This window comes from Luteimonas endophytica, assembly GCF_029887875.1.
Taxonomy (GTDB): Bacteria; Pseudomonadota; Gammaproteobacteria; order Xanthomonadales; family Xanthomonadaceae; genus Luteimonas; species Luteimonas endophytica.
Genome location: NZ_JARXRM010000043.1, coordinates 158,914 through 179,213 on the forward strand (window position 1 = coordinate 158,914; position 20,300 = coordinate 179,213).

Consider the following 20,300-nt stretch of genomic DNA (forward strand, 5'->3'; position numbering starts at 1 on the left):
TTCATTCATGTGTCGCCACCGCGACCAGCCGCCCGCTGTCGACCCGGCTCCACCCGCCCGGGCCTGGGCGAAAACCCGCCACCCCGAGCGCGGCGGCCGCGCCCGCATCGTCGACGCCGGGGACCACGGACCGCAGCCGCCAGGCGCCGTCGGACTCGATGCGCCCGTCGATCCGCAGGCCGGCGAGGCCCTCGCTCGCGGCGCCGGACGCACCCCAGGTCACGGTGGCCGCGCGGCCGTCGCAGGCGAGGGGGCCGTCGAGGACCGCCAGCGGCGCGCCATCGGCCCCGTGCAGCGCCAGGCGGACGCGGCCGGCGGCGGTGCGGCAGGCGTCGCCTTCGAACAGCACGGTGGCGCCGTCGGCTTCGAGCGTCGCCACCAGGCCGGGCGCGGCGCCGGGGGCCTCCAGGACCAGGGTGCCGCTGGCGCCGCGGATCCCGTGGCGCGCGCCCTGCAGCAGCGATGCCTCGAGGGTGGCGCTGCGCAACCACAGCGCACGGGTGCCGCCGAGCAGGGACCAGGGCGAGAGACCGACCTCGACGTCGCCGAGCGTGCGCCCGTGCAGGCGCGCGTCGTGCAGCCGTCCTCGCCACAGCGATCCGCAGACCGCTGCGGCGCCCAGCCCGGTCCGCTCCGGCTGCATCGCCCCCAGCGCCAGGCGCAGCGGCAGCAGCAGCACCAGCAGCGGCGGCAGTGCCAGCGCGAACAGCCACGCCAGGCCGCGCGCACTCATGGCGCTGGCAGCGGCGGCGCGAAGCGCAGCTCGGCACGCAGCCGGCCGCCGCGCTTGTCGACCTGCAGGCCGGTGGGGACGATCCCGTGGTCGCGCCGCAGCGCGTCGATCCAACCGAACAGCGCCGCCGCGTCGACCGCATCGATGGCGACGACCAGCACGCCCTCGCCGCCCCCGCCGCCGTGGTCCTGGCGGCCGATCGCCACGCCGGCGGCGCCGGCGCTGTCGGCGATGGCGCGGGCGAAGGCATCGCCGGCGGGTGCCGGCGGCAGCCGCGCGGCGGAAGCTTCCAGGTACGCCAGCGCCGATTCGATCTCGCGCAGCGCCGCCGCCGCCGCGGCGTGGCGTTCGCGCGCCGCGTCGCGGGCCTGGCGCAGCGGTGCGATCGCGCCGTACCAGAGCGCGAACGCGGCCAGCGCGATCAGCATCGCCGAGACCATCCACCGCTCGCGCGGTTCGCGCGCATGCCACCAGTCGGCGAGGCGCGCGCTCTTGGAAGGGCGGGTCATGGCGCCTGCTCCGGGAGGATCTCCAGCTCGCTGTGGAGACGGCCGTCGGCGCGCCGGGTGCCGGCCCGCTGCAGCGTCAGGCCTTCCGCGAGCAGCGTGTCGCCGAGGGCGTCCAGGGCGTCGGGGCGCGCATGCGAGAGCGTCGCGCGCAACACGCCGTCCTCGGCATACGACAACCGATCCAGCCGCGCGTCCTCGAGCCGCGGCACCGCCGCGAACAGCGCCGTGGCCGGGTGGGCGAAACCGTCGCGCGCCCGGGCCTGCCGCAGCGCCGCGCGCACGGCGGCCAGCGGCGATTCCCCGGCGGACACCTCCGGCAGGGCCGCGTCCGCGCGCGCCGCGGCCTGGGCCTCCAGCGCGCGTGCGGCGAGGGTGTAGCGCGCCGCCTCAGCGCCCCAGAGCAGCAGCGGCGACAGCGCCAGCAGGGCGGCCAGCGCGACCGCGCGGCGCGGTCCCGGGCCGCCGCCGGCCCGGACCGCGGCCCGCGCGAACTCGCCCTGCAACAGGTCGAGCCCTGGCCGCCTTGCACCGGCGGCGAGTATCGCTTCGGCGGCCGGCCCGGCGCCGACGGACCGTTGCGGCCGGCCCTCGAGGATCAGCGCCGCGAGCGCCGACTCGCTGCGAAACGCCAGCCCCCGCCCCCGCACGATCCGCTCATCGCCGGCCTCGACCACGACGACCTCGTCGCCCTCCGGCGCCGCCAGCGCCAGATGATCGGGTACCAGCGCATCCGGAGACATGCCCAGCGCCGCCGCGCGCTCCAGCCAGCCGGCCATCAGCGCGCGTTCGACCGCCACCACGGGCCGCGGCGCCTCGTCGCCGCCGGCTTCCGCGACGGCGACGTGGAGTGACTCGCCGCCGACCGCCAGCCGCTCGGCGACCAGCGCGCGCGCAGCGGCCAGCGCCTGCACCGGATTGCGCGCGGGCAGCTCCAACCATAGCGCCGGCGCCTGGGTGCCGGGCACCACCAGCACGGTGCGCCCCTGCGTGGCAGCGGCGTCCGGAGGCGTCTCGCCGCCGGCGTACAGGCGCGTCCGCGCCAGCACGCGGCCATCGTCGCCCACGTCCAGGCGCAGTGCCGGCGCAGCCGGATCCTGCGGCAGCAACACCACGTGCGTGATCATTCCTCGTCACTCCATCGGCGGGCCAGCAGCCGCGGCGGGCCGCTGCCGTCGTGTTCGAACAGGGCGCTGAGCACCACCTGCGCAGGACCGACCTCGACCTCGGCGTGCAGGCGGAAATAGCGCGTGTACAGCTCGATCTGCTCCAGCACCTCGTTGTGCGATGCCGGCTCCATGCCCGGGGCGTCCCAGAACGCCAGCGGATCGCGCCAGCCGCCGGCCGGCCGTGCCGCGATCACCCGGCGCGCCTGCGCGTCGTCGAGTGCGCCGCCGGCCAGCATCCGCACGATCGCGGCGTCCGCCTCGCCCAGCGTGTTGACGTTGACCGGCGCCAGGTCCACGGTCGGCAGGGCGCAGACGTGCGGGCGCAGCCGCGCGTAGACCTCGGCGTCGTAGCCCTGGATCGCGCGCAGCTCGCTGGTCTCGGCCAGCAGGACGGCACCGGTGCGATAGCCGTCGCGGCCGCGCGCATAGGCGTCGTCCTCGTGGCCGAGGCCTTCGCGCCTCTGGTCGGTATCGATCCAGTCGGCGAGCGCGTCGGCGAGCGCGCCGGCCTGGTGCGCGGAGAAGCCCAGCGCCCGCAGCAGCGCGACGTACTGGGCGATCCCCGCTTCGCGCCGCAGCAGGGTCCCGGCGCCGCCCTCGACCACGCTGTTGAGATTGAAGCAGGCGGTGGCGTCCGACAGACGCGCGCTGATCGCGCCCGATTCCACCGGGAACACGAACGCGCGCCCGTTCCAGTCGCCCTCGGCGGTGGTGCGGCCGGGGTCGCGGGCGGCCAGGCGCGCGATCTGCGCGGAGGCCAGCGCCTCGGCGCCGAGCGCATGCCATTGCGCCTGCGCCACCGATTGGGCGTTGCCGGCGCGGCGCAGGCCGAAGCGGATGTCGTCGAGCACGCCCACCACCAGCACCGCCATCACCACAACCAGCAGCAGCACGGTGAGCAGGGCGACGCCGCGCTGCCGCCTCACAGCGGCTGCCCCGGCATCAGGAACAGCTGGCGCACCTCGCCGATGCCGTCGACCCGCAGGTCCAGCTGCAGCGCCTCTGGCACGCGGTCGGCGCCGCCGGGCCAGCCGTCCATCCATTCGCCCCGGTAGCGGTAGTGGGCGCGCGCCGAGCGCACCCCCCGCAGCAGCAGCTGCGGCGCGCCCAGCACGGCGCCGTCCAGCGCCGGGCGCGCGGCGCGCTCCAGCCGGTCGTCGACCAGCCGGTACTCGACGTACTGCAGCGAGGCCCGCGGCGCCCGCTCGGGGTTGCTCCAGCCGCGCCGGGTCAGCGCGAACAGCAGGCCGGGCGCGGCCTCGGCGGAGCCGCTGAAGGCCTGTACCGCCGGATGGCCGGCGGCGTTGCGGGTCGGGCGCGGCGCCGCCTGCGACAGATCGGCGCGCAGTACCGCGCGGGCGCGCTGGAACTCGCCGATCCGCTGCATCCGTTCGCGCAGCAGCCCCTGGTTGTCGGCGGCGTGGGCGAGCACCGCGACCCCGGCCGCGCCCAGCAGCGCGAACACCGCCAGCGCGACCAGCATCTCGACCAGGGTGAAGCCGCGCTCCCGCGACCCCATCGACCTGACATCGATGAGGCCGTCGCCACGGCCTGCGACAGCGAATCGCCCGCAAGCTTCGCTTCCCGGCCCCCGCGCTTCGAGCCGCGGCATCACCGCACTCCCCGGAACAACGTCACCTCGGCGGCGATGCGGTCGCTGCCGGCCGCCATCACCGCCACTTCCACCCGCGCGATCGCGGCATCGTCGGTGGCGTGTACCGTGCGCGTCCAGCGCCATTCGCGCTCGCCGAGGCGCTCCGTGCCGGCGCTGGCGCGCGCCAGCGCCGGCAGCGGCTCGGTCGCGGCTTCCACCGCGCGGTTTTCCGCGACCACGCCGGCCAGCACCCGCTCCTCGACGATCGCCGCGGTGCGGATGCTTTCGCCTGAAAGGTTCAGCAACGCGATCACCACCAGCCCGAACACCGCCAGCGCGACCAGCATCTCCAGCAGCGAAAAGCCCCGCTCCCGCAAACCGCGCCCCCACGATCCCATCGCCGGCACACCAATGAGGCCGTCGCTACGGCTAGCCATAGTGAATCGCTCGGCGACACCGCTTTTCGGCGCGAGCATCATTGCGCGCTCCGGAACGGCCCATTCTCGGCAACCATGCGATGACCGCCGGCCGGCATCGTCGCGACCTCCACCTCGCCGGTCGCCTCGACCGTCACCTGCGCGCGTCGCCGATCCTGCCGCAGCACGATCCGCACCGGCTCGGCGGTCCCGATCGGGTCGAAGCGGAACTCCACCGCCTCCCGTCCGCGTGGCAGCTCCGGCGCCACCCCGTCCGACCACGCCGCCGGCCGGAACGGCGCATCAGCCAGCGGTTGCCAGCCGTCGAAGCGCTGCACCGAGAATGCGTAGCCGCGCGCATCGGCGCGCACCCGGAGCGCGCGCGTGCCGAGGATCGCCTCCTGCTGGGCGCGCTGCAGCCGCGCGGCGAGCGCGTCGGCGTCGTCGGCCAGCGCGCTGCCCTGTGCGGGGAGGGTCAACGCCACCGCGGCCCCGAGCAACCCCATGATCGCCAGCACCACCATCAGCTCGACCAGGGTGAAGCCGCGCCCCCGCGGGCCCACCGCCTGGACACCAACGAGGCCGTCGCCACGGCCGACGACGGTGAACCGCCCGGCGACACCGCTCTTCGACATGCGCATCGGTGTGCCCCGGAGTCGAATGTCCACCGTGTTCACCGCGGGCTCCAATCGTTCTTCGATCTCATCGTCCGGCCGCTGCTCTGGCTCTTGCCAATCACGAATCCTCAATCACCAATCAAGTCGCTTAGTTCCAGTTCCCGATGTCCGCGCCGTCGCCTTCGCCACCCTCCTGCCCATCGGCGCCGAACGAGTACACGTCGAAGCTGCCGTCGCGCCCCGGCTGGGCGTACTGGTAGGGGTTGCCCCACGGGTCCTCCGGCAGGCGCCGGATGTAGCCGCCCTGGCGGTAGCGCTCCGGCCGCGCCAGGCCGGCGGGTGGCCGCAGCAGCGCCTCCAGCCCGTCCCCGGTACGCGGATAGCTGAGGTTCTCCAGGCGATAGGTCTCGATCGCCTGCTCCAGCACCGAAATGTCGGCGCGCGCCTTCTCGACCATGGCGCGGTCCTGGCTGGGCAGCACGTTGATCATCACCACCGTCGCCAGCAGCCCGATGATCACGATCACGACCATCAGCTCCACCAGGGTGAAGCCCTTGGTGGAGGCGATCGGTGATTGATGATTGGTGATTCGATGTAGAGCTGGTCTTGTCTTCATCCCGGATCTCCAGTGGTTGTCTCGTTCCTGCCTAGCGGCCCGCTCTACGCTCTTGCCGATCACCAATCGCCGATCCCACCCTCGTGCTACAGCACGAGGGCGTTGAACTGCAGGATCGGCAGCAGGATCGACAGCACGATCAGCGCCACCAGGCCGCCCATCGCGACGATGATGGCGGGCTCGAGCAGGCTCATCGCCGCGGCGGTGAAGGTGTTGAACTCGCGCTCCAGGTAATCGGCCGCGCGTTCGAGCATCGGTGCCAGGCGGCCGCTGCCCTCGCCGCTGGAGGCCATGTACAGCAGGGTCGGGGGGAACACCGCGGCGCGGCGCATCGCCGCCGACAGGCTGCCGCCCTCGCGGATCGCCTCGGCCATGCCCTCGGTGGCCCGGCGCAGCACCCGGTTGTGCACGGTGCGCGCGGTGACCTGCAGCCCCTCCATCAGCGGCAGGCCGCTGGCGAGCATGATCGACAAGGTGCGCGCCAGCCGCGCGGCGTGGAGGTTGCGGAGCAGGCGGCCGAGCAGCGGCGCGCGCAGCAGCCAGGCGTCGAAGCGCAGCCGGAAGCCGGGCCTGCGCAGCAGCCGGGCGAACCCGGCGCCGGCCAGCGCCAGCGCCGTCAGCAGCGCCAGCCCCCAGCCGGTCATCAGCTCGGACACGGCGATCACCGCGCGGGTCAGCCACGGCAGCGTCCGGCCCATCGAGTCGAACTGCTCCACCACCTTCGGCACCACGAAGGTCATCAGCGCGATCACCACGGCCAGGGCGGTGAGCGCCAGCACCGCCGGGTACACCAGCGCCGTGGCCAGGCGGCCGCGCACCTGCTGCTGGCGCTCGAGCAGGTCGGCCAGGCGCTCCAGGATCTCCGGCAGCGCGCCGGTGCCCTCGCCGGCGGCCACCATCGCCCGGTACAGCGGCGGGAACGCGCTGCCCTGGCGCGCCATCGCCTCGGACAGGCGGAAGCCCTCGACCAGGGCGGCGTGGGTCGACAGCAGCACCCGGCGCACCGCGGGCTTCTCGGCCTGGGCGCCGATGGTGCGCAGCGCCTCCTCCAGCGGCGCCACCGCGGCCAGGGTCGCCAGCTGGCGGGTGACCAGGGTCAGCTCGCGATTGCCGAAGCGGCCGCCCAGCAGCGAGGCGCGCGACGCCGCGGGCGCCGCCGGCGCCAGCTTCACCGGGAACAGCTGGCGCCGCAGCAGCCGCTCGCGCGCCTCGTCCTGGCTGGCGGCGGCGACGGTGCCGCTGCGGTCGCGGCCGTGCGCGTCCAGCGCGGCGTACTCAAACGTCGCCATGGCCGCGCGCCTCCTGGCGCACCACCCGCAGCGCCTCTTCCGGGGTGGTGGCACCCGCGGTCACGCAGGCGCGCGCCGAATCGGCCAGCCAGTCGCCGGACAGCGAGGCCGCGCGCGCCAGCGCGTCCTCGTCGGCGCCGCCGGCGACCAGCGCGCGCAGGCGGTCGTCCACCGTCACCGCCTCGTACACCCCGATCCGGCCGCTGAAGCCGGTCTGGCTGCAGTGCCCGCAGCCTGCGGCCGCGAACAGCGCGCCGGTGTAGTCGGTCCCCATCAGCCGCGCGCTCAGCGCGTCGGGTGCGCGCGGCCGCCGGCAATGCGGGCACAGCCGGCGCAGCAGCCGCTGCGCCAGCACCAGCCGCACCGTGCTGGCCAGCAGGAACGACTCCACGCCCATGTCGCGCAGGCGGGTGATCGCGCCGAGCGCATCGTTGGTGTGCACCGTGGACAGCACCAGGTGGCCGGTGAGGCTGGCCTGCACCGCGATCTGCGCGGTCTCGGGGTCGCGGATCTCGCCGACCATCACCACGTCCGGGTCCTGGCGCAGGATCGCCCGCAGCCCGGCGGCGAAGGTCATGCCCACCTTGGCGTTGACCTGGGTCTGGCCGATGCCCTCGACCGCGTATTCCACCGGGTCCTCGACGGTGAGGATGTTGCGGCTGCCGTCGTTGAGCCGCTCCAGCCCGGCGTACAGGGTGGTGGTCTTGCCCGATCCGGTCGGCCCGGTGACCAGCACGATGCCGTTGGGCTGCGCCAGTGCGGCGCGGAAGGCGCCGAGCACCCCCGCCGGCATGCCCAGCGCGTCGAGCGCGAAGGCGCCGTGGTCCTTGTCCAGGATCCGCATGACCACGCGCTCCCCGTGGCGCGCGGGCAGGGTGGAGACGCGCACGTCCAGGGCCTTGGCGCCCATCGCCAGGGAAATGCGGCCGTCCTGCGGGACCCGCCGCTCGGCGATGTCCAGCCGGGCCATCACCTTGACCCGCGAGACCAGCATCGGCGCCAGCCGCGCCGGCAGCTCCAGCGCCTCGCGCATCACCCCGTCGATGCGGAAGCGCACCCGCAGCGCCCGCTCGAACGGCTCGATGTGCACGTCGGAGGCGCCGCTGCGCGCGGCCTCGGCGATCAGGCCGTTGATCAGCCGGATCACCGGCGCGTCGTCCTGCGCCTCGAGCAGGTCGGCGGCGGCGGGGATGTCGTCGGCGAGCGCATCGAGACTGGCGGCGGCGTCGAGGTCGCGCGCTTCGGCGGCGCCGGCCAGGCCGGCGCCGGCGTAGATCTCCGACAGCCGCCGGTCGAACTCGGCGCGCGGCAGCCGCTGCACCTGGAGCGCGCGGCCGAGCGCGCGGCGCGCCTCGATCAGCGGCTCGGGCGATGCGCCCTCGCGCAGGCCGATGCGCGCCGGCGCGTCGCCGTCCACGTCCACATCCAGCAGCAGCATGCCGTGGCGTTTGGCGAAGGCGTAGGCCAGCTGCGGCGGCGCGGCGGCGGTCACGGCTGCGGCAGGTCCGGGGAGCCGGCGGGTGGCGGAGCGGCCGGCGGCAGCGGCGCCGGCGGCGCCACCGGCGGGGCGGTACCGAAATAGTCGCGGATCAGCGCGTCGAGCTGGGCGCTGCCGTCGCCATGGAGGCCGCCGCTGCGCAGCTGCTCGCGGCGCATGTAGTCGTAGCGCGGCGCGGTGATGCCCTGCGCCTCGCCCGGGTCGCGCACGATGGTGGGGCGGATGAACACCATCAGGTTGGTCTTGTTGCGCGAGCGCGCGGTGCGCCGGAACAGCGCGCCCAGGCCGGGGATGTCGCCGAGCACCGGCACCTTGTCCACGGTGCTGCGGTCGGCCTGGTCGAGCAGGCCGCCGAGCACCACGATGGCGCCGTCGTCGGCGAGCACCCGGGTCTCGATCTCGCGCTTGCTGAGCACCAGCTCCTGGAAGTCGTCGCTGACCGGCCCGGCGATCGCCGAGACCTCCTGGCGCAGCGCCAGGGTGATGCCGCCACCGGCGTTGATCTGCGGGCGCACCACCAGCTGAATGCCGACGTCCTGGCGCTGGATGGTACGGAACGGGTTGCTGTTGGAGTCGCCCAGCACCTCGCCGGTGGTGACCGGCACTTCCTGGCCGACCAGGATCCGCGCCTCCTCGTTGTCGAGGGTGAGCACCGAGGGCGTGGACAGCAGGTTGGAGGCGGTATCGCTCTTGACCGCATCGATGATCAGGCCGAACACCAGGCTGCCGGTCTCGCCGGCCAGCCCGGACAGACCACCGTTGTAGTCCAGCAGCGAGCGCAGCGCGTTGCTCACCAAGGGCGAACTGGTGTCGCCGTCGCGCACCCGTGCCGCAGCGGCGGCCAGCTCGGCGGCGCCGGGGGCGCCTCCGGCGAAGTTGGTCAGCCCCAGCGGCACGTTGCCATCCTTGCCCGCCAGCAGCAGCTGCGCGCCGATCCGCCTGGCGGCGTCGTCGGAGATCTCCACCACCAGCGCCTCCACCAGCACCTGCTCGCGGCGGGTGTCGAGCTGGGCGATCACGTCGACCAGCATGCGCTGGGTCTCCGGGTCGGCGTTGATGATGATGGCGTTGACGCCCGGGTAGCGGGCGATCGTGGCGCGGCGCCCGGGGGCGATCGCGACCGAGGCGGCCAGCGGCGCGTCGCCCTGGTCGGCGCCGTCGGCGATCGACGGCGTTCCGGCCAGGCTCGACAGCGACGCCATCGCCGACGCCGCCAGCGGCGCCGAGGCGCCCGCCGGGCCGCCACCCTGCCGGGTTTCCGCCTCGCCGGTCAGGCCGACCACCTGTTGCAGGACCGGCAGCAGCTCTTCGGCGTTGGCGTGCTGCAGGCGGATCACCCGCACGTCGCCGCTGTTCTCGGCGCGGCGGTCCAGATCCTCGACCACGCGCCGCACCGTGTCGACCAGCGCCGGGTCGCCGCGCAGCAGGACCGCGTTGCTGCTCTCCACCGGCAGGACCGACAGCACCGAGCCGCGGCCCTGGCCGGCGTACAGCCCGCCGACCACGCTGGCGATCTCGCGCGCGGAGCTGTTGCGCAGGCTGATCGCCTCGACCCGGGCGCGGTCCTGGTCGATCTGCGCGATCAGCCCGCGCAGCCGGCGCAGGTTGTCGCTGTAGTCGGCCACCAGCAGGCTGTTGCCCTGCGGCGTCGCCAGCGCCACGCCGCCGCGGCCGATCAGCGGCTTGACCGTTTCCACCGCCGACTGCGCATCGACGTGGCGCAGCCGGAACACCTCGGTGGAGAAGCCGAAGCCATCGCCGCGCGCCGCGCCCGGCTGCTGCGCGGCGGTGTCGTCCGGGACCACGCGGTAGACGCCGGCGCCGCTCGGCACCGCGATGAGGCCGTTCGCGCGCAGGGTGGCGACGAGGATCCCGAGCAGCTCCGGCTCCGAGAGCGGCTCCTCGTTGGACAGGGTGATCGTGCCCTGGACCCGGGGATCGACCAGGAACGTGGTGCCGGTGGCGCGCGCCACGTCCTGGATGAAGGCGCGGATGTCGGCGTTCTGCACGTTCAATGCCGGTGCCGGTGCCGGTGCCGGCGCCGGGGCCGGCGCGTCCTGGGGCAGGGCGACCGGAGCGGCCAGGCACAGGCCGGTGGCGAGCAGCCACGGGGCGAGGCGGGAATTCAAGGCGATGTCGTCCGCAGGGTGATGGTGGTGGTTTCGCCGCCGCGCTGGACGGTGAGTTCGGCGCGATCGCGGCCGCTCAGTTCCTGCTCCAGTTCGGTGAGACGTTCGGGGGTGAGCGCCTGGCCGTTGACCGCCAGCAGCACGTCGCCGGCCTGCAGCCCCGCCTGCCGGAGCAGCGCGCCGCCGCCGCGCGGGATCAAGGTGTAGCCGGTGACCCGGCCGGCCTCGGTGCGCGCGCGAAGGCCGGCCTGGGCCAGCAGCTGCGCGGCATCGATGGAGGCCGCTTCCGTGCCGGCGTCCGGCCGCGCGGCGGGCAGGGAGGGACGGGCCGGCGCGGGGATCGCGGCGCCGCCGGCGGCGGGCGCCTGCAGCGCGATGCGATGGTCGCCGCCGCCGGCGCGCAGCACCGCGTGGTCGGCCCCGACCGCCTGCAGCACCACGCCGTCGGCGATCTCGTCGCCGATCTCGTACGCTCCCTGCGCGCCGTCGCTTCCGGCCAGGATCGCCGAGCCGCCGTGGTCGCCGCGGCGGACCCCGAACAGGCGGTAGCCGTGCGCGCTGGCCTGGGCGGCGCCGCTGCGCGCGGAAGGAAAGAACGGGTCGGACGACAGCGAGAGCGCCGCTCCGGCCGCGGGTGTCGGCGCCGCGGAGGCGGTGCCGATCGGCCCGAGCGGGGTGGCCAGGATCCACACCAGGCGCGCCGCCTGCGCTGCCAGCAGCAGCACCAGCGCGATCTCCAGCGCGGTGCGCAGGACCGCGGCGCGACCGGTCGCGGGGCGGCCGCCGCCGGCATGGAGGCGCAGGTTGGAGAGGAACTTCGACACGGCGGTTCCGCGAGGTGCGCAGGCTTCATTGCACGGATGCGGAAAGGATGAGAAGGATTTGTGACAGTTTGACTGCGATTGCCATATTTCCTTCTTCGTCAGCCGACCTCAGCCGGCGAAGTGCGCACACGCCGCAGGGCGCGCGCCATGCGCGCGAAGGCCGGCGCGTTGGGCCGCGCCGGCAATCGCCGCGCGCCCCGTCGGAGCCACCCGCGGCCTTGGGCTGCTCCTACGGCGCCACCGGGCACGGCCTTCGTAGGAGCGCCCCATGCGCGCGAAGGCCGGCGCGTTGGCCGTGCCGGCAATCGCCACGCGCCCGGTCGGAGCGACCCGCGGCCTTCGCGGCCTTGGGCCGCTCCCACCGCCCCACGGGGCATCCTCGGGGCGGCCGCGGCCTCGCGTGCCGCCCCGATCGCCGCGCCGATCAGAACTCCGCGGACAGGCTCAGCGTGTACGACACGCCGGGCTCGTAGCGGTAGACGTCGGCGCGGTTGCCGCCGCGCTCCTGATACTCCTGGTACTCGGTGTCGAGCAGGTTGCGGGCGCTGAAGCCGATCGCCATCTCGCGGCCGCCGAGGTCGAAACCCTTGCGTAGCACGAAGTCCAGCGAGGTGCCGGGCTTCTCGATGTAGTCCGGCTGGCCGGGGCGGCCGCGCGCGGTGATCCGCTCGCCGACGTAGTTGGCGATCAGCGTCGCCTGGGTGCGCGAGGTCTCGCTCTCGACGCCGAGCTGCAGGTTGGCGATATGGTCGGACTGGCCCTGCAGCCGGCTGCCGTCGCGGACGAACAGCGCCGCGTCGACCGGCTGGGCGAAGCCGTAGGGGCGGACGGTGTCGCCGTCCTTCACCTCGACCTCGGAATTCGACCAGGTGTAGTTGCCCCCGAAGTACAGGCGGTTGTCGCCCCACCAGCCCGCCTCGATCGGCAGGTCGAAGTATTTCTTCAGCTCGACCTCGGCGCCGAACAGGGTGGCCGCCGGCGCGTTGAGAAAGCTCTGGAAGGTGGTGCCGCCGGCGAAGTTGACGTTGGACTCGATCGGGTTGTCGATGTCCTTGTAGAAGCCGCCGACGGTGAAGTACTCGCCCGAGCCGAAGAACCATTCGTAGCGCACGTCCAGGTTCAGCAGCTCGCTGTCGACCAGGTACGGGTTGCCGTAGAACAGGCGGTCGTTGTCAGGGTCCTGGTACTGCTGGGGGGCGAGCTCGCGGAACTGCGGCCGGGCGATGGTCCTGGAGGCGCCGAAGCGGATCTGCTGGTTGTCGGCGAAGTTCCAGGTCAGCGTCGCCGCCGGCAGCAGATAGTCGTTCTGCAGCGGCTCCGGGCCGGCCTGGCGGGCCCCGGTGAAGATGTCGTACGGGTGCACCGCCTGGGTCGCGTCCTCGTAGCGCACGCCGACGGTGGCGCGGAGCATCGGCGCGATCTCGCCCTCCGCCTGCAGGTAGCCGGCCTTGACCTTCAGGGTGGCGTCGTAGGCCGCCGCGCCGGAGCTGCCGGTGGTTTCGCGGATGCGCAGCAGGTCCTGGCTGAGGTTGTAGTCCGAGAACAGGTAGTCGATGCGCTGGTAGCGGTTGTAGAACGGCAGCGCACCGTCGAGCGCCAGCAGGCGGAACTCTCGCGATTCGGCGTTGCGGTCGTTGTCCGAGTACGAGGCGCCGCCGCTGACGGTGACGTCGCGCTCGATCGGCAGGCGCCAGCTGACGTCGACGCCGCCGCTGGCGATCTCGTCCTCGACGTTGCTGAAGCGGGTGTAGTTCTGCACCCGCGAGCCGTCGTGCGCCCAGTATCCGTCGACCAGTTCGTAGCGAATGCCCTTCTCGTAGGGCACGTCGCGGGTGGCGCGGGCGATCGCGCCGCGCCATTCGATCCTGAGGTCGCCGTATTCGCCGAAGGCGTGCGCGCCGCTGATCTGGTTGTTGAGCAGTTCGCGCTCGAACCATTCGGTGTAGTCGTCGCGCGCCTCGAACCCGGCGAGATTGTCGGTGCCGGAGCGGCTGCGCGCCTCCTTGATGGTGTCGTGCACGTACATCGTGGTCAGCGATACCTTGTGGTCGCCGTGCTCGTAGCCGGCGCCCACCAGCGCGTTGACCCGGGCGTTGTTCTGGGTGGAGAGGAACTCGTAGTCGGCGTCGTACTCGACCACCTCGCCGGTGAAGAAGGCGTCCTGCTGGGTGCCGAACCGGGTACGCCACTTGTTCTCGAAGCCGGCCACGGCCAGGAACCCGAGCCGGCCCTCGCCCAGGTCCAGCGAGTAGCCGGCGCTGCCGCCGAACTCGACGTCCGGGTCGATGCTGTCCTTCTGCTGCAGCACGTTGAGATTGGCATTGCCGAGGCTGCGGCCGATGCGGCGGATGTCCTCGCGGCCGAAATTGCCCAGGTCCACGCGCTGGCCGGTGGCGATGGCGTCCTGGAGTTCGCGCGGCATCTTGCGGGTGCCGTCGTCGTAGCCCCAGAAGTCGTCGTCGCCACCGTAGTAGGTCAGGCCCTTCTCGCCGGTGGTGACGCTGTTGCCGCCGGTGCCGACCGAGAGGTTGAGGAACGGTTCGTCGGGAACGGTCAGCGACTGCATGTCGATCACGCCGCCGCCGAATTCGCCCGGGTACTTCACCGAATAGGTCTTCTGCACCGTGACGCTGTCGAGCACCTCGCTCGGGAACAGGTCCAGCGGTACCACGCGCTGCAGCGGCTCGGGGCTGGGCAGCGGCGAGCCGTTGAACAGCGCCGAGGAGTAGCGCTCGCCCAGGCCGCGCACGTACACGTACTTGTCGCGCACCAGGCTCAGGCCGGTCACGCGGGTCAGCGCCGCGGCGGCGTCGCTGTCGCCGGTGCGCGCGAAGTCCTCGCGGGTGATGAACGAGGCGACTTCGGACGTCTGGAGCATCGGCTCCGGGATGTATTCGCCGCGCACCTGGACCGCGTCCAGCTGGGTCGGGCTGGCGGAAGCCGCGGTCTGCGCGGGCGCTGCGGCCTCGGGTGGCGCGCCTTGCGCCAGCGCGGCGCAGGGCGCGAGCAGGGCCGAGATCGCGAGGAACAGGCCGCTGCGGGTCGGGGATGCCTTCATGGGAGAGCCTTGGCTGGGACGGGACGGGGGTGGCTTGCGGGGCACGGCAAAGCGGGGCGGCGTCGCCGCCGCCCCGCCGGGTGCGCCCGGATCAGCAGGGCGTGTCGGACGTCAGGCCGCAGGTCCAGCCCTGCCACCAGGTGTCGCTGGCGTTGCGTACGCCGCCGACGTAGTCCACCTGCTGGAAGAACGGGCTGATCAGCTGCAGGCCCTGGTAGGCCGGGACCGCGTTCTCCTCGGCGCCGTTGACGAAGATGCCGGTCAGGCTGGAGGTGCCGTCGGCGACGTTGTTGCTGCCGGCGGCGAAGGCGTCCTCGGCGCGCTGGTCGGCGAACGGCACGGGGCAGGAGAAGTGCACCGAATGGAAGGTGCCGGTGGTGTTCTCGTCGTCGATCTGCAGGCACTGCCGGGACGCATCGGTGCCGCCGTCGGGACGGGTCACCACGGTGTTGTAGAACTCCGCCTGGGTGCCCTGGTTGAGGGTGATCGCCGAACCGCCGCCGGCGCGGCCGACATAGGTGAAGTTGGCCACCTTCGGGTTCGAATACGGTTCGCGGCGGATGCTGCTCCACTCGTTCATGCGGTCGCCGCCGCCCTCGCGCTGGATCACGATGCCGAACTGCAGCGCGCCGTTCCAGCCGGTGTCGGTGTCGAGACTGTCGTCGTCATTGCCGGTCAGGACCAGGTGGCTGGCGTTGACGGTGCCGCCGAACCATTCGATGCCGTCGTCGGAGCTGTTGTGCACCTGCACGTACTCGATGGTGGTGCCATCGCCGACACCGGCCAGGGTGATGCCGTTGAGCTCGTTGTTGGCCGAGATCTCGAAGCCCGAGTGCATCACCCGCACGTAGCGCAGTTCGCCGCTGTTGTCGCGCGGCGCGTTGCCGCCGTAGAAGCCGTCGGCGCCTTCCACCTGCTCCTGGCACTCCGGCGTCCCCGACACGGTTTCGCCCGGGCAGGCGTTGATCGGCGCGCGGCCGAGGATCACCAGGCCGCCCCACAGGCCGATCGAATCGACGTTGGTCTCGCCTTCCAGGCTCTGCCTGGCGGTGAACACGATCGGCTCCTCGGCGTTGCCCACGGCGTGGATCTCGGAGCCGCGGTTGACCACCAGGAAGTCGGCGCCGGCCGAGCCGTACAGCGTCACGCCCGGCTCGATGGTGAGCACGCCTTCCTGGGCGCCGGCGTTCGGGTTGCCGGCGTCGCCGCCCTGGTCCTCGCCGACGGTGACGCGGCCGGAGATCGCGTAGGCGGTGCCGTCGCGCTGCGGGACCACCAGGTTGCCGACGATGGTCTCGGGCAGGCGGCAGGCACGCAGGCTGCCGTCGGCGACGGTCCCGATGTTGGCGAACCCGTCCGGGCAGTCCGCGGCCGGGCCGGCGCTCGGCGGCGGCTCGCTCGGCGGCGGCGGCGGAGGCGGAGGCGGCGAGCCCGCCGGAGGCGGCGGGAAGGCGCCCTCGCCGGGCGAGGCGACGCTGTCGGCGCCGTTGCCGCAGGCGCTCAGGGCGAGGACCGTGCCGAACGTCATCAGCAGGGTCCGGTAGTTGTTCGCAGCCATTCTTGGATCTCCGATCGATGGGGCGGTTGGTGTGCGGGAACGCGCGAAGCGGCGAAACCTGTCGCCGCGGTGCGGTCGTTCGTCCCCTGAGGAATCCCCGCAAGTTATAGGCAGTGTTTGTGACCGTTTTCTTGCGCGGATAACGGTTCCTTAAGCGCTTCGACACATGCCGGAAGGGCCAGCGGCCGTTGTCATCGCGCGGTATCGGAAACGTCATGCGGGCGCGTTAGGCTGGTGCGGGGAATGGCGCGTCGCGGCGATGCCGCGCCACGTGCCGCCATCCGCAGCCGGGGCCGAAGGAGATACCGACGATGCAAGCGACGCAGCAGGTGAGCGACGAACTGGAGCACTGGATCCTCGAGCAGGTCCGCGGCGGTCAGCCGCCCGAGTCGGTGATCGCACCGCTGCTGCGGCAGGGCTGGGAGGAGCAGCTGGCGATCGACGCGGTCGAGGCGGCCATGCGCCGCCATCTGGAACGTCATGCGCGCGACAGCGGGCTGCCGGTGCCGGTCCCGGTGCCGGCACCGGTGGAATGGAACGGCGCCGCGCTGCTCCCGGCCGCCGACCGCGAGGTGCAGGTGCTGGCGCACCTGGTCCATCCCCACGTGGTGGTGTTCGGCGGGCTGTTGTCCGTCGAGGAGTGCGATGCGCTGGTGGAGCTGGCGCGGTCGCGGCTGTCGCGCTCGGCCACGGTCAACCTCGAGACCGGCGGCGACGAGATGCACCGCGACCGCACCAGCCAGGGCATGTTCTTCCGCCGCGGCGAGAACGCGCTGTGCGCGCGGATCGAGGCGCGCATCGCCGCGCTGACCGGGTGGCCGCTGGAGAACGGCGAGGGTCTGCAGGTGCTGCGCTACGGCCAGGGCGCGGAATACCGGCCGCACTACGACTATTTCGATCCTGAAAAGCCCGGCACCCGCGGCATCCTTGCGCGCGGCGGCCAGCGCGTGGCCTCGCTGGTGATGTACCTCAACACCCCGCGCCGCGGCGGCGCCACCACTTTTCCCGATGCCCACTTCGAGGTGGCCGCGGTGAAGGGGAACGCGGTGTTCTTCAGCTACGACCGCCCGCACCCGATGACCCGCAGCCTGCACGGCGGCGCGCCGGTGGCCGAGGGCGAGAAGTGGGTGGCGACCAAATGGCTGCGCGAGCGGCGCTACGACTAGAACCTTCGGCGCTCAACCGACGAAGCCGGCCTGACGACGGGCTTCGGCCGGCCGGGAGGCGATTCGGGGGCGGCGGGACCCGCGTCGGTCTTCGCGGCCATGGGCCGTTCCTACGAGTGCCATGGGCCGCTCCCTACGACGGCATGGTCGCTCCAATGCGGGATCGGGCATGCGAGGGTCATGATCGCTTGCGGGGCCACGGTTCGGCCCAGGCGTCGGGTTTTACGCAGGAGCGGCCCATGGCCGCGAAGGCCGCGGGTGGCTCCGGCCGGGTGGGCGGCATTCCCGGCCGCGAGCGGAATCGATCCGGGACCCGGCGTTGCGGGCCTCGGCTGCCGCGCCGGCGCTATGCCGGCGTCTTGTCCGGGTAGCGGCACAGGTCGCGGATCGCGCAGGCCGGGCATTCGGGGCGGCGCGCCTTGCACACGTAGCGCCCGTGCAGGATCAGCCAGTGGTGCGCGTCCTGCAGGAATGCTTCCGGCACCCGCTTGAGCAGTGCCTCCTCGACCGCGCGCACGTCCTTGCCCGGCGCCAGCCCGGTGCGGTTGGCGACCCTGAAGATATGCGTGTCGACGGCGATGGTCGGCTCGCCGAACGCGGTGTTGAGCACCACGTTGGCGGTCTTGCGGCCGACCCCGGGCAGCGCCTCCAGCGCGGCGCGCTCGCGCGGCACCTCGCCGCCGTGGCGCTCGAGCAGGATCCGGCAGGTGGCGATGACGTTCTTCGCCTTGGCGTTGTACAGGCCGATGCTGGAGATGTGACGCTTCAGCCCGTCCTCGCCCAGGCCGAGGATCTTCTGCGGCGTGTCGGCGACCGGGAACAGCCGGCGGGTGGCCTTGTTCACCCCGACATCCGTGGCCTGCGCGGACAGGATCACCGCCACCAGCAGCTCGAACGGGGTCCGGTACTCCAGTTCGGTGGTGGGCTTCGGGTTCAGTTCCGCCAGGCGCGAGAACAGCGCGTGGATCTCGGCGCGGGTCAGGGTTCGGCCGCGCCGGCGGCCGGCCGGTCGCGGCACCGGTGGCTGCGTATCGGCGGCGCTCACTCGCGTTCCCGTCCGGCGCGTGCCCTGGCGCGGGCCAGCGCCGCGGCGGCGGCCGGCGGCAGCGCCGGGCGGGCCGCCGCCGCCGGGGCCGGGCGGGCGCGACGCGCCTCGCGCGCTTCGGCGCGCCGGGCCAGTCGGGCGTTGCGGGCACGATGGCGGTCGCGCGCGGCCCAGGCGGCGAGCAGGCGCTCGCGCGCGGCGCGCAGCCGCGCCAGCGCCGCCGGGGGCAGCCCGGGAACGACGGTCGCGTCGAACCGGGCCAGCCCGGCCTCGATCGCCGCGTCGAGGTCGTCGGCCTCGAGCAGGCGCAGCAGCTGCAATGCCTGTTCGATCGGATCGGGTGCCGGAGCGGCCACGCGCCCCTCAGCGGTTGTGGAACCCGGGCTTGCGCTTCTCCAGGAATGCGGCGGTGCCCTCGCGCATGTCTTCGGTGGAGAAGGTCAGGCCGAACTGCGCGGTCTCGTAGGCGAGGCCCTCCTCGATGCCGCATTCGCCGCCGACCGTGATGCAGTCGAGGATGCCGCGCAGCGCCAGCGGCGCCGCCCCGGCCAGCTGCGCGGCCAGCCGCATGGTCTCGGCTTCCAGCTCGGCGGCCGCGGCGACGCGGTTGACGATGCCCAGCTGCAGGGCGCGGGCGGCATCGATGGGGCCCCCCAGCAGGCACAGTTCCAGCGCCGCGGCGCGTCCGGCCAGCCGCAGCAGCCGCTGGGTGCCGCCGAAGCCCGGGATCAGGCCCAGGTTGATCTCGGGCTGGCCGAGCCGGGCGCCCTCGGCGGCGACGCGCAGGTGGCAGGCCATCGCCAGTTCCAGGCCGCCGCCGAGCGCGAAACCGTTGAGCATCGCGATCACCGGCTTGGGCAGGGTCTCGATGCGGCGCATGGTGCGCTGCCCGCGCCGGGAGAAATCGCGCGCCTGCACCGGGGTCAGCCCGGCCATCTCGGCGATGTCGGCGCCGGCCACGAACGCCTTGGGGCCGGCGCCGGTGAGCACCGCCACGCGTACCGACGGGTCCCCGGCCACCGCCTCGAAGGCGTCGTGCAGGGCGTCGAGGGTGGCGGCGTTCAGCGCGTTCAGCTTGTCCGGGCGGTTGATGGTGACGACGCGGACGGCATCGTGGTCGGCGATCAGCAGCGGGGAATCGGTCATCGGCAGGCGTTTTCGTCAGCGTGAAGGGGCGCGCGACGGAACTTCCGCCCGGTGCCGGGGTCGGAAGGCGGTCGTCAGTGGCAGTTAAGCCGTGCGGCCGTTATCCTAGCGCGTTCGTTCGTGGCGGTTCGCCCGCTCGCGTCTGGGCCGCCCCACACCCCGAATCCATCTGGAGAATCCACCGCATGAAGTTGCGTTTGCTTGCCGCCACCCTTGCGGCACTGACCCTGACCGCCGGCACCGCCGCGGCCCAGGACATCTCGTCGGAGAAAGGACGCCTGAGCTATGCGCTCGGTTACGACCTCGGCCGCAACCTGGTCGAGAGCGGCGAGGAGATCGACGTCAACACCGTGGTCAGGGCGGTGCAGGACGGTTACGCCCGGCGCGATCCGGCGGTCCCGGTGGAGCAGCTGCGCGGCGCCGTGGAAGGCATGCAGCAGCGCCAGCTGACCAAGGCGCGGGCGGCGTTCGAGCAGGCCTCCACCGAGAACAAGACCAAGAGCGACGCCTTCCTGGCGCAGAACCGCTCCAAGTCCGGCGTGCAGACCCTGCCCAGCGGCGTGCAGTACCGCGTGATCGAGGCCGGCAGCGGTGCGAAGCCGTCGCCGAACAGCGAGGTGGAGCTGCACTACAAGGGCAACCTGCCGAACGGTCCGACCTTCGTGGACACCTACACCGCGCAGGAAGGCCAGCAGGCCGGCCCGGTCTCGGTGAAGCTGAGCGAGATCCCGCTGGTCGGCCTGCGCGAAGCGTTGACCATGATGCCGACCGGGGCGCGCTGGGAAGTGGTGCTGCCGCCCGACAAGGCCTACGGCAACACCCCGCAGTCGCCGATCGGCCCGAACCAGGCCGTGGTGTTCGACGTCAAGCTGGTGTCGATCAAGTAGTCCGCGACCAGCGGCGGCCGGCGCGCCGCCGCGACGGGTCCCGCGCCCG

General features: G+C 73.2%; 19 protein-coding genes. 2 read left to right on the forward strand and 17 right to left on the reverse strand.

Translation table 11 applies throughout. From position 1 onward, the window contains the following. Position 1: 1 nt before the first annotated feature. From gspN to QFW77_RS14300, 14 genes are all read right to left on the reverse strand, one after another. Positions 2 to 733: a type II secretion system protein N gene (gspN, locus tag QFW77_RS14235; RefSeq protein ID WP_280575435.1), complete on the reverse strand. Its 732-nt coding sequence runs from the start codon at positions 731 to 733 to the stop codon at positions 2 to 4. Further along, complete coding sequence (locus tag QFW77_RS14240; protein ID WP_280575436.1) at positions 730 to 1,242, reverse strand: type II secretion system protein M; 513 nt, start codon at positions 1,240 to 1,242, stop codon at positions 730 to 732. Before QFW77_RS14240 ends, gspN begins: the two co-directional genes overlap by 4 nt. Further along, positions 1,239 to 2,366 (reverse strand): type II secretion system protein GspL, encoded by a 1,128-nt coding sequence (gene gspL, locus QFW77_RS14245; RefSeq protein ID WP_280575437.1) that lies wholly within the window; start codon positions 2,364 to 2,366, stop codon positions 1,239 to 1,241. The genes QFW77_RS14240 and gspL overlap by 4 nt, the downstream gene beginning before the upstream one ends. Continuing rightward, positions 2,363 to 3,334: a type II secretion system minor pseudopilin GspK gene (gspK, locus tag QFW77_RS14250; protein ID WP_280575438.1), complete on the reverse strand. Its 972-nt coding sequence runs from the start codon at positions 3,332 to 3,334 to the stop codon at positions 2,363 to 2,365. The genes gspL and gspK overlap by 4 nt, the downstream gene beginning before the upstream one ends. Then, the gene (gspJ, locus tag QFW77_RS14255; protein ID WP_280575439.1) at positions 3,331 to 3,927 is read right to left on the reverse strand and encodes a type II secretion system minor pseudopilin GspJ; all 597 of its coding nucleotides are present in this window, start codon (positions 3,925 to 3,927) and stop codon (positions 3,331 to 3,333) included. Before gspJ ends, gspK begins: the two co-directional genes overlap by 4 nt. A gap of 92 nt (positions 3,928 to 4,019) precedes the next feature. Next, the gene (gspI, locus tag QFW77_RS14260) at positions 4,020 to 4,481 is read right to left on the reverse strand and encodes a type II secretion system minor pseudopilin GspI (protein ID WP_425603338.1); all 462 of its coding nucleotides are present in this window, start codon (positions 4,479 to 4,481) and stop codon (positions 4,020 to 4,022) included. After that, positions 4,478 to 5,053, reverse strand: coding sequence for a GspH/FimT family pseudopilin (locus QFW77_RS14265; RefSeq protein WP_280575440.1), 576 nt, complete (start codon positions 5,051 to 5,053; stop codon positions 4,478 to 4,480). Before QFW77_RS14265 ends, gspI begins: the two co-directional genes overlap by 4 nt. A 130-nt stretch (positions 5,054 to 5,183) precedes the next feature. Continuing rightward, complete coding sequence (gspG, locus tag QFW77_RS14270) at positions 5,184 to 5,651, reverse strand: type II secretion system major pseudopilin GspG (protein WP_280575441.1); 468 nt, start codon at positions 5,649 to 5,651, stop codon at positions 5,184 to 5,186. 86 nt (positions 5,652 to 5,737) lie between these two features. Beyond that, positions 5,738 to 6,940 carry a type II secretion system inner membrane protein GspF gene (gene gspF / locus QFW77_RS14275; protein ID WP_280575442.1) on the reverse strand — a complete coding sequence of 401 codons (1,203 nt, stop codon included), beginning with the start codon at positions 6,938 to 6,940 and terminating at the stop codon, positions 5,738 to 5,740. Then, positions 6,927 to 8,432 (reverse strand): type II secretion system ATPase GspE, encoded by a 1,506-nt coding sequence (gspE, locus tag QFW77_RS14280; RefSeq protein ID WP_280575443.1) that lies wholly within the window; start codon positions 8,430 to 8,432, stop codon positions 6,927 to 6,929. Before gspE ends, gspF begins: the two co-directional genes overlap by 14 nt. Further along, on the reverse strand, positions 8,429 to 10,567 hold the full coding sequence (gene gspD, locus QFW77_RS14285; protein WP_425603339.1) for a type II secretion system secretin GspD: 2,139 nt from the start codon (positions 10,565 to 10,567) through the stop codon (positions 8,429 to 8,431). The genes gspE and gspD overlap by 4 nt, the downstream gene beginning before the upstream one ends. Next, on the reverse strand, positions 10,564 to 11,391 hold the full coding sequence (locus QFW77_RS14290; RefSeq protein WP_280575444.1) for a type II secretion system protein N: 828 nt from the start codon (positions 11,389 to 11,391) through the stop codon (positions 10,564 to 10,566). The genes gspD and QFW77_RS14290 overlap by 4 nt, the downstream gene beginning before the upstream one ends. A 424-nt stretch (positions 11,392 to 11,815) precedes the next feature. Then, positions 11,816 to 14,449: a TonB-dependent receptor domain-containing protein gene (locus tag QFW77_RS14295; RefSeq protein ID WP_280575445.1), complete on the reverse strand. Its 2,634-nt coding sequence runs from the start codon at positions 14,447 to 14,449 to the stop codon at positions 11,816 to 11,818. 91 nt (positions 14,450 to 14,540) lie between these two features. Next, positions 14,541 to 16,007 (reverse strand): beta-helix domain-containing protein, encoded by a 1,467-nt coding sequence (locus QFW77_RS14300; RefSeq protein WP_280575446.1) that lies wholly within the window; start codon positions 16,005 to 16,007, stop codon positions 14,541 to 14,543. A 311-nt stretch (positions 16,008 to 16,318) separates the two neighbouring features. Here QFW77_RS14300 and QFW77_RS14305 point away from each other — a divergent pair, with 311 nt between their 5' ends. Continuing rightward, a complete protein-coding gene (locus QFW77_RS14305; RefSeq protein ID WP_280575447.1) occupies positions 16,319 to 17,173 on the forward strand; it encodes a 2OG-Fe(II) oxygenase in 855 nt (284 codons plus the stop codon). Between the two features lie 346 nt (positions 17,174 to 17,519). Here the strand turns inward: QFW77_RS14305 and nth are convergent, their stop codons facing one another. From nth to QFW77_RS14320, 3 genes are read right to left on the reverse strand one after another with little or no spacing between them, the layout of a single operon-like run. Next, positions 17,520 to 18,218 carry an endonuclease III gene (gene nth / locus QFW77_RS14310; RefSeq protein WP_425603341.1) on the reverse strand — a complete coding sequence of 233 codons (699 nt, stop codon included), beginning with the start codon at positions 18,216 to 18,218 and terminating at the stop codon, positions 17,520 to 17,522. Next, positions 18,215 to 18,574, reverse strand: a complete 360-nt coding sequence (locus tag QFW77_RS14315; RefSeq protein WP_280575448.1) for a hypothetical protein — start codon at positions 18,572 to 18,574, stop codon at positions 18,215 to 18,217. Before QFW77_RS14315 ends, nth begins: the two co-directional genes overlap by 4 nt. Before the next feature lie 7 nt (positions 18,575 to 18,581). After that, positions 18,582 to 19,364 (reverse strand): enoyl-CoA hydratase/isomerase family protein, encoded by a 783-nt coding sequence (locus QFW77_RS14320; protein ID WP_280575449.1) that lies wholly within the window; start codon positions 19,362 to 19,364, stop codon positions 18,582 to 18,584. A 185-nt stretch (positions 19,365 to 19,549) separates the two neighbouring features. Between QFW77_RS14320 and QFW77_RS14325 the strand changes: the two genes are divergently transcribed. Beyond that, positions 19,550 to 20,251 carry an FKBP-type peptidyl-prolyl cis-trans isomerase N-terminal domain-containing protein gene (locus tag QFW77_RS14325; protein WP_280575450.1) on the forward strand — a complete coding sequence of 234 codons (702 nt, stop codon included), beginning with the start codon at positions 19,550 to 19,552 and terminating at the stop codon, positions 20,249 to 20,251. The last annotated feature ends 49 nt before the right edge of the window (positions 20,252 to 20,300 follow it).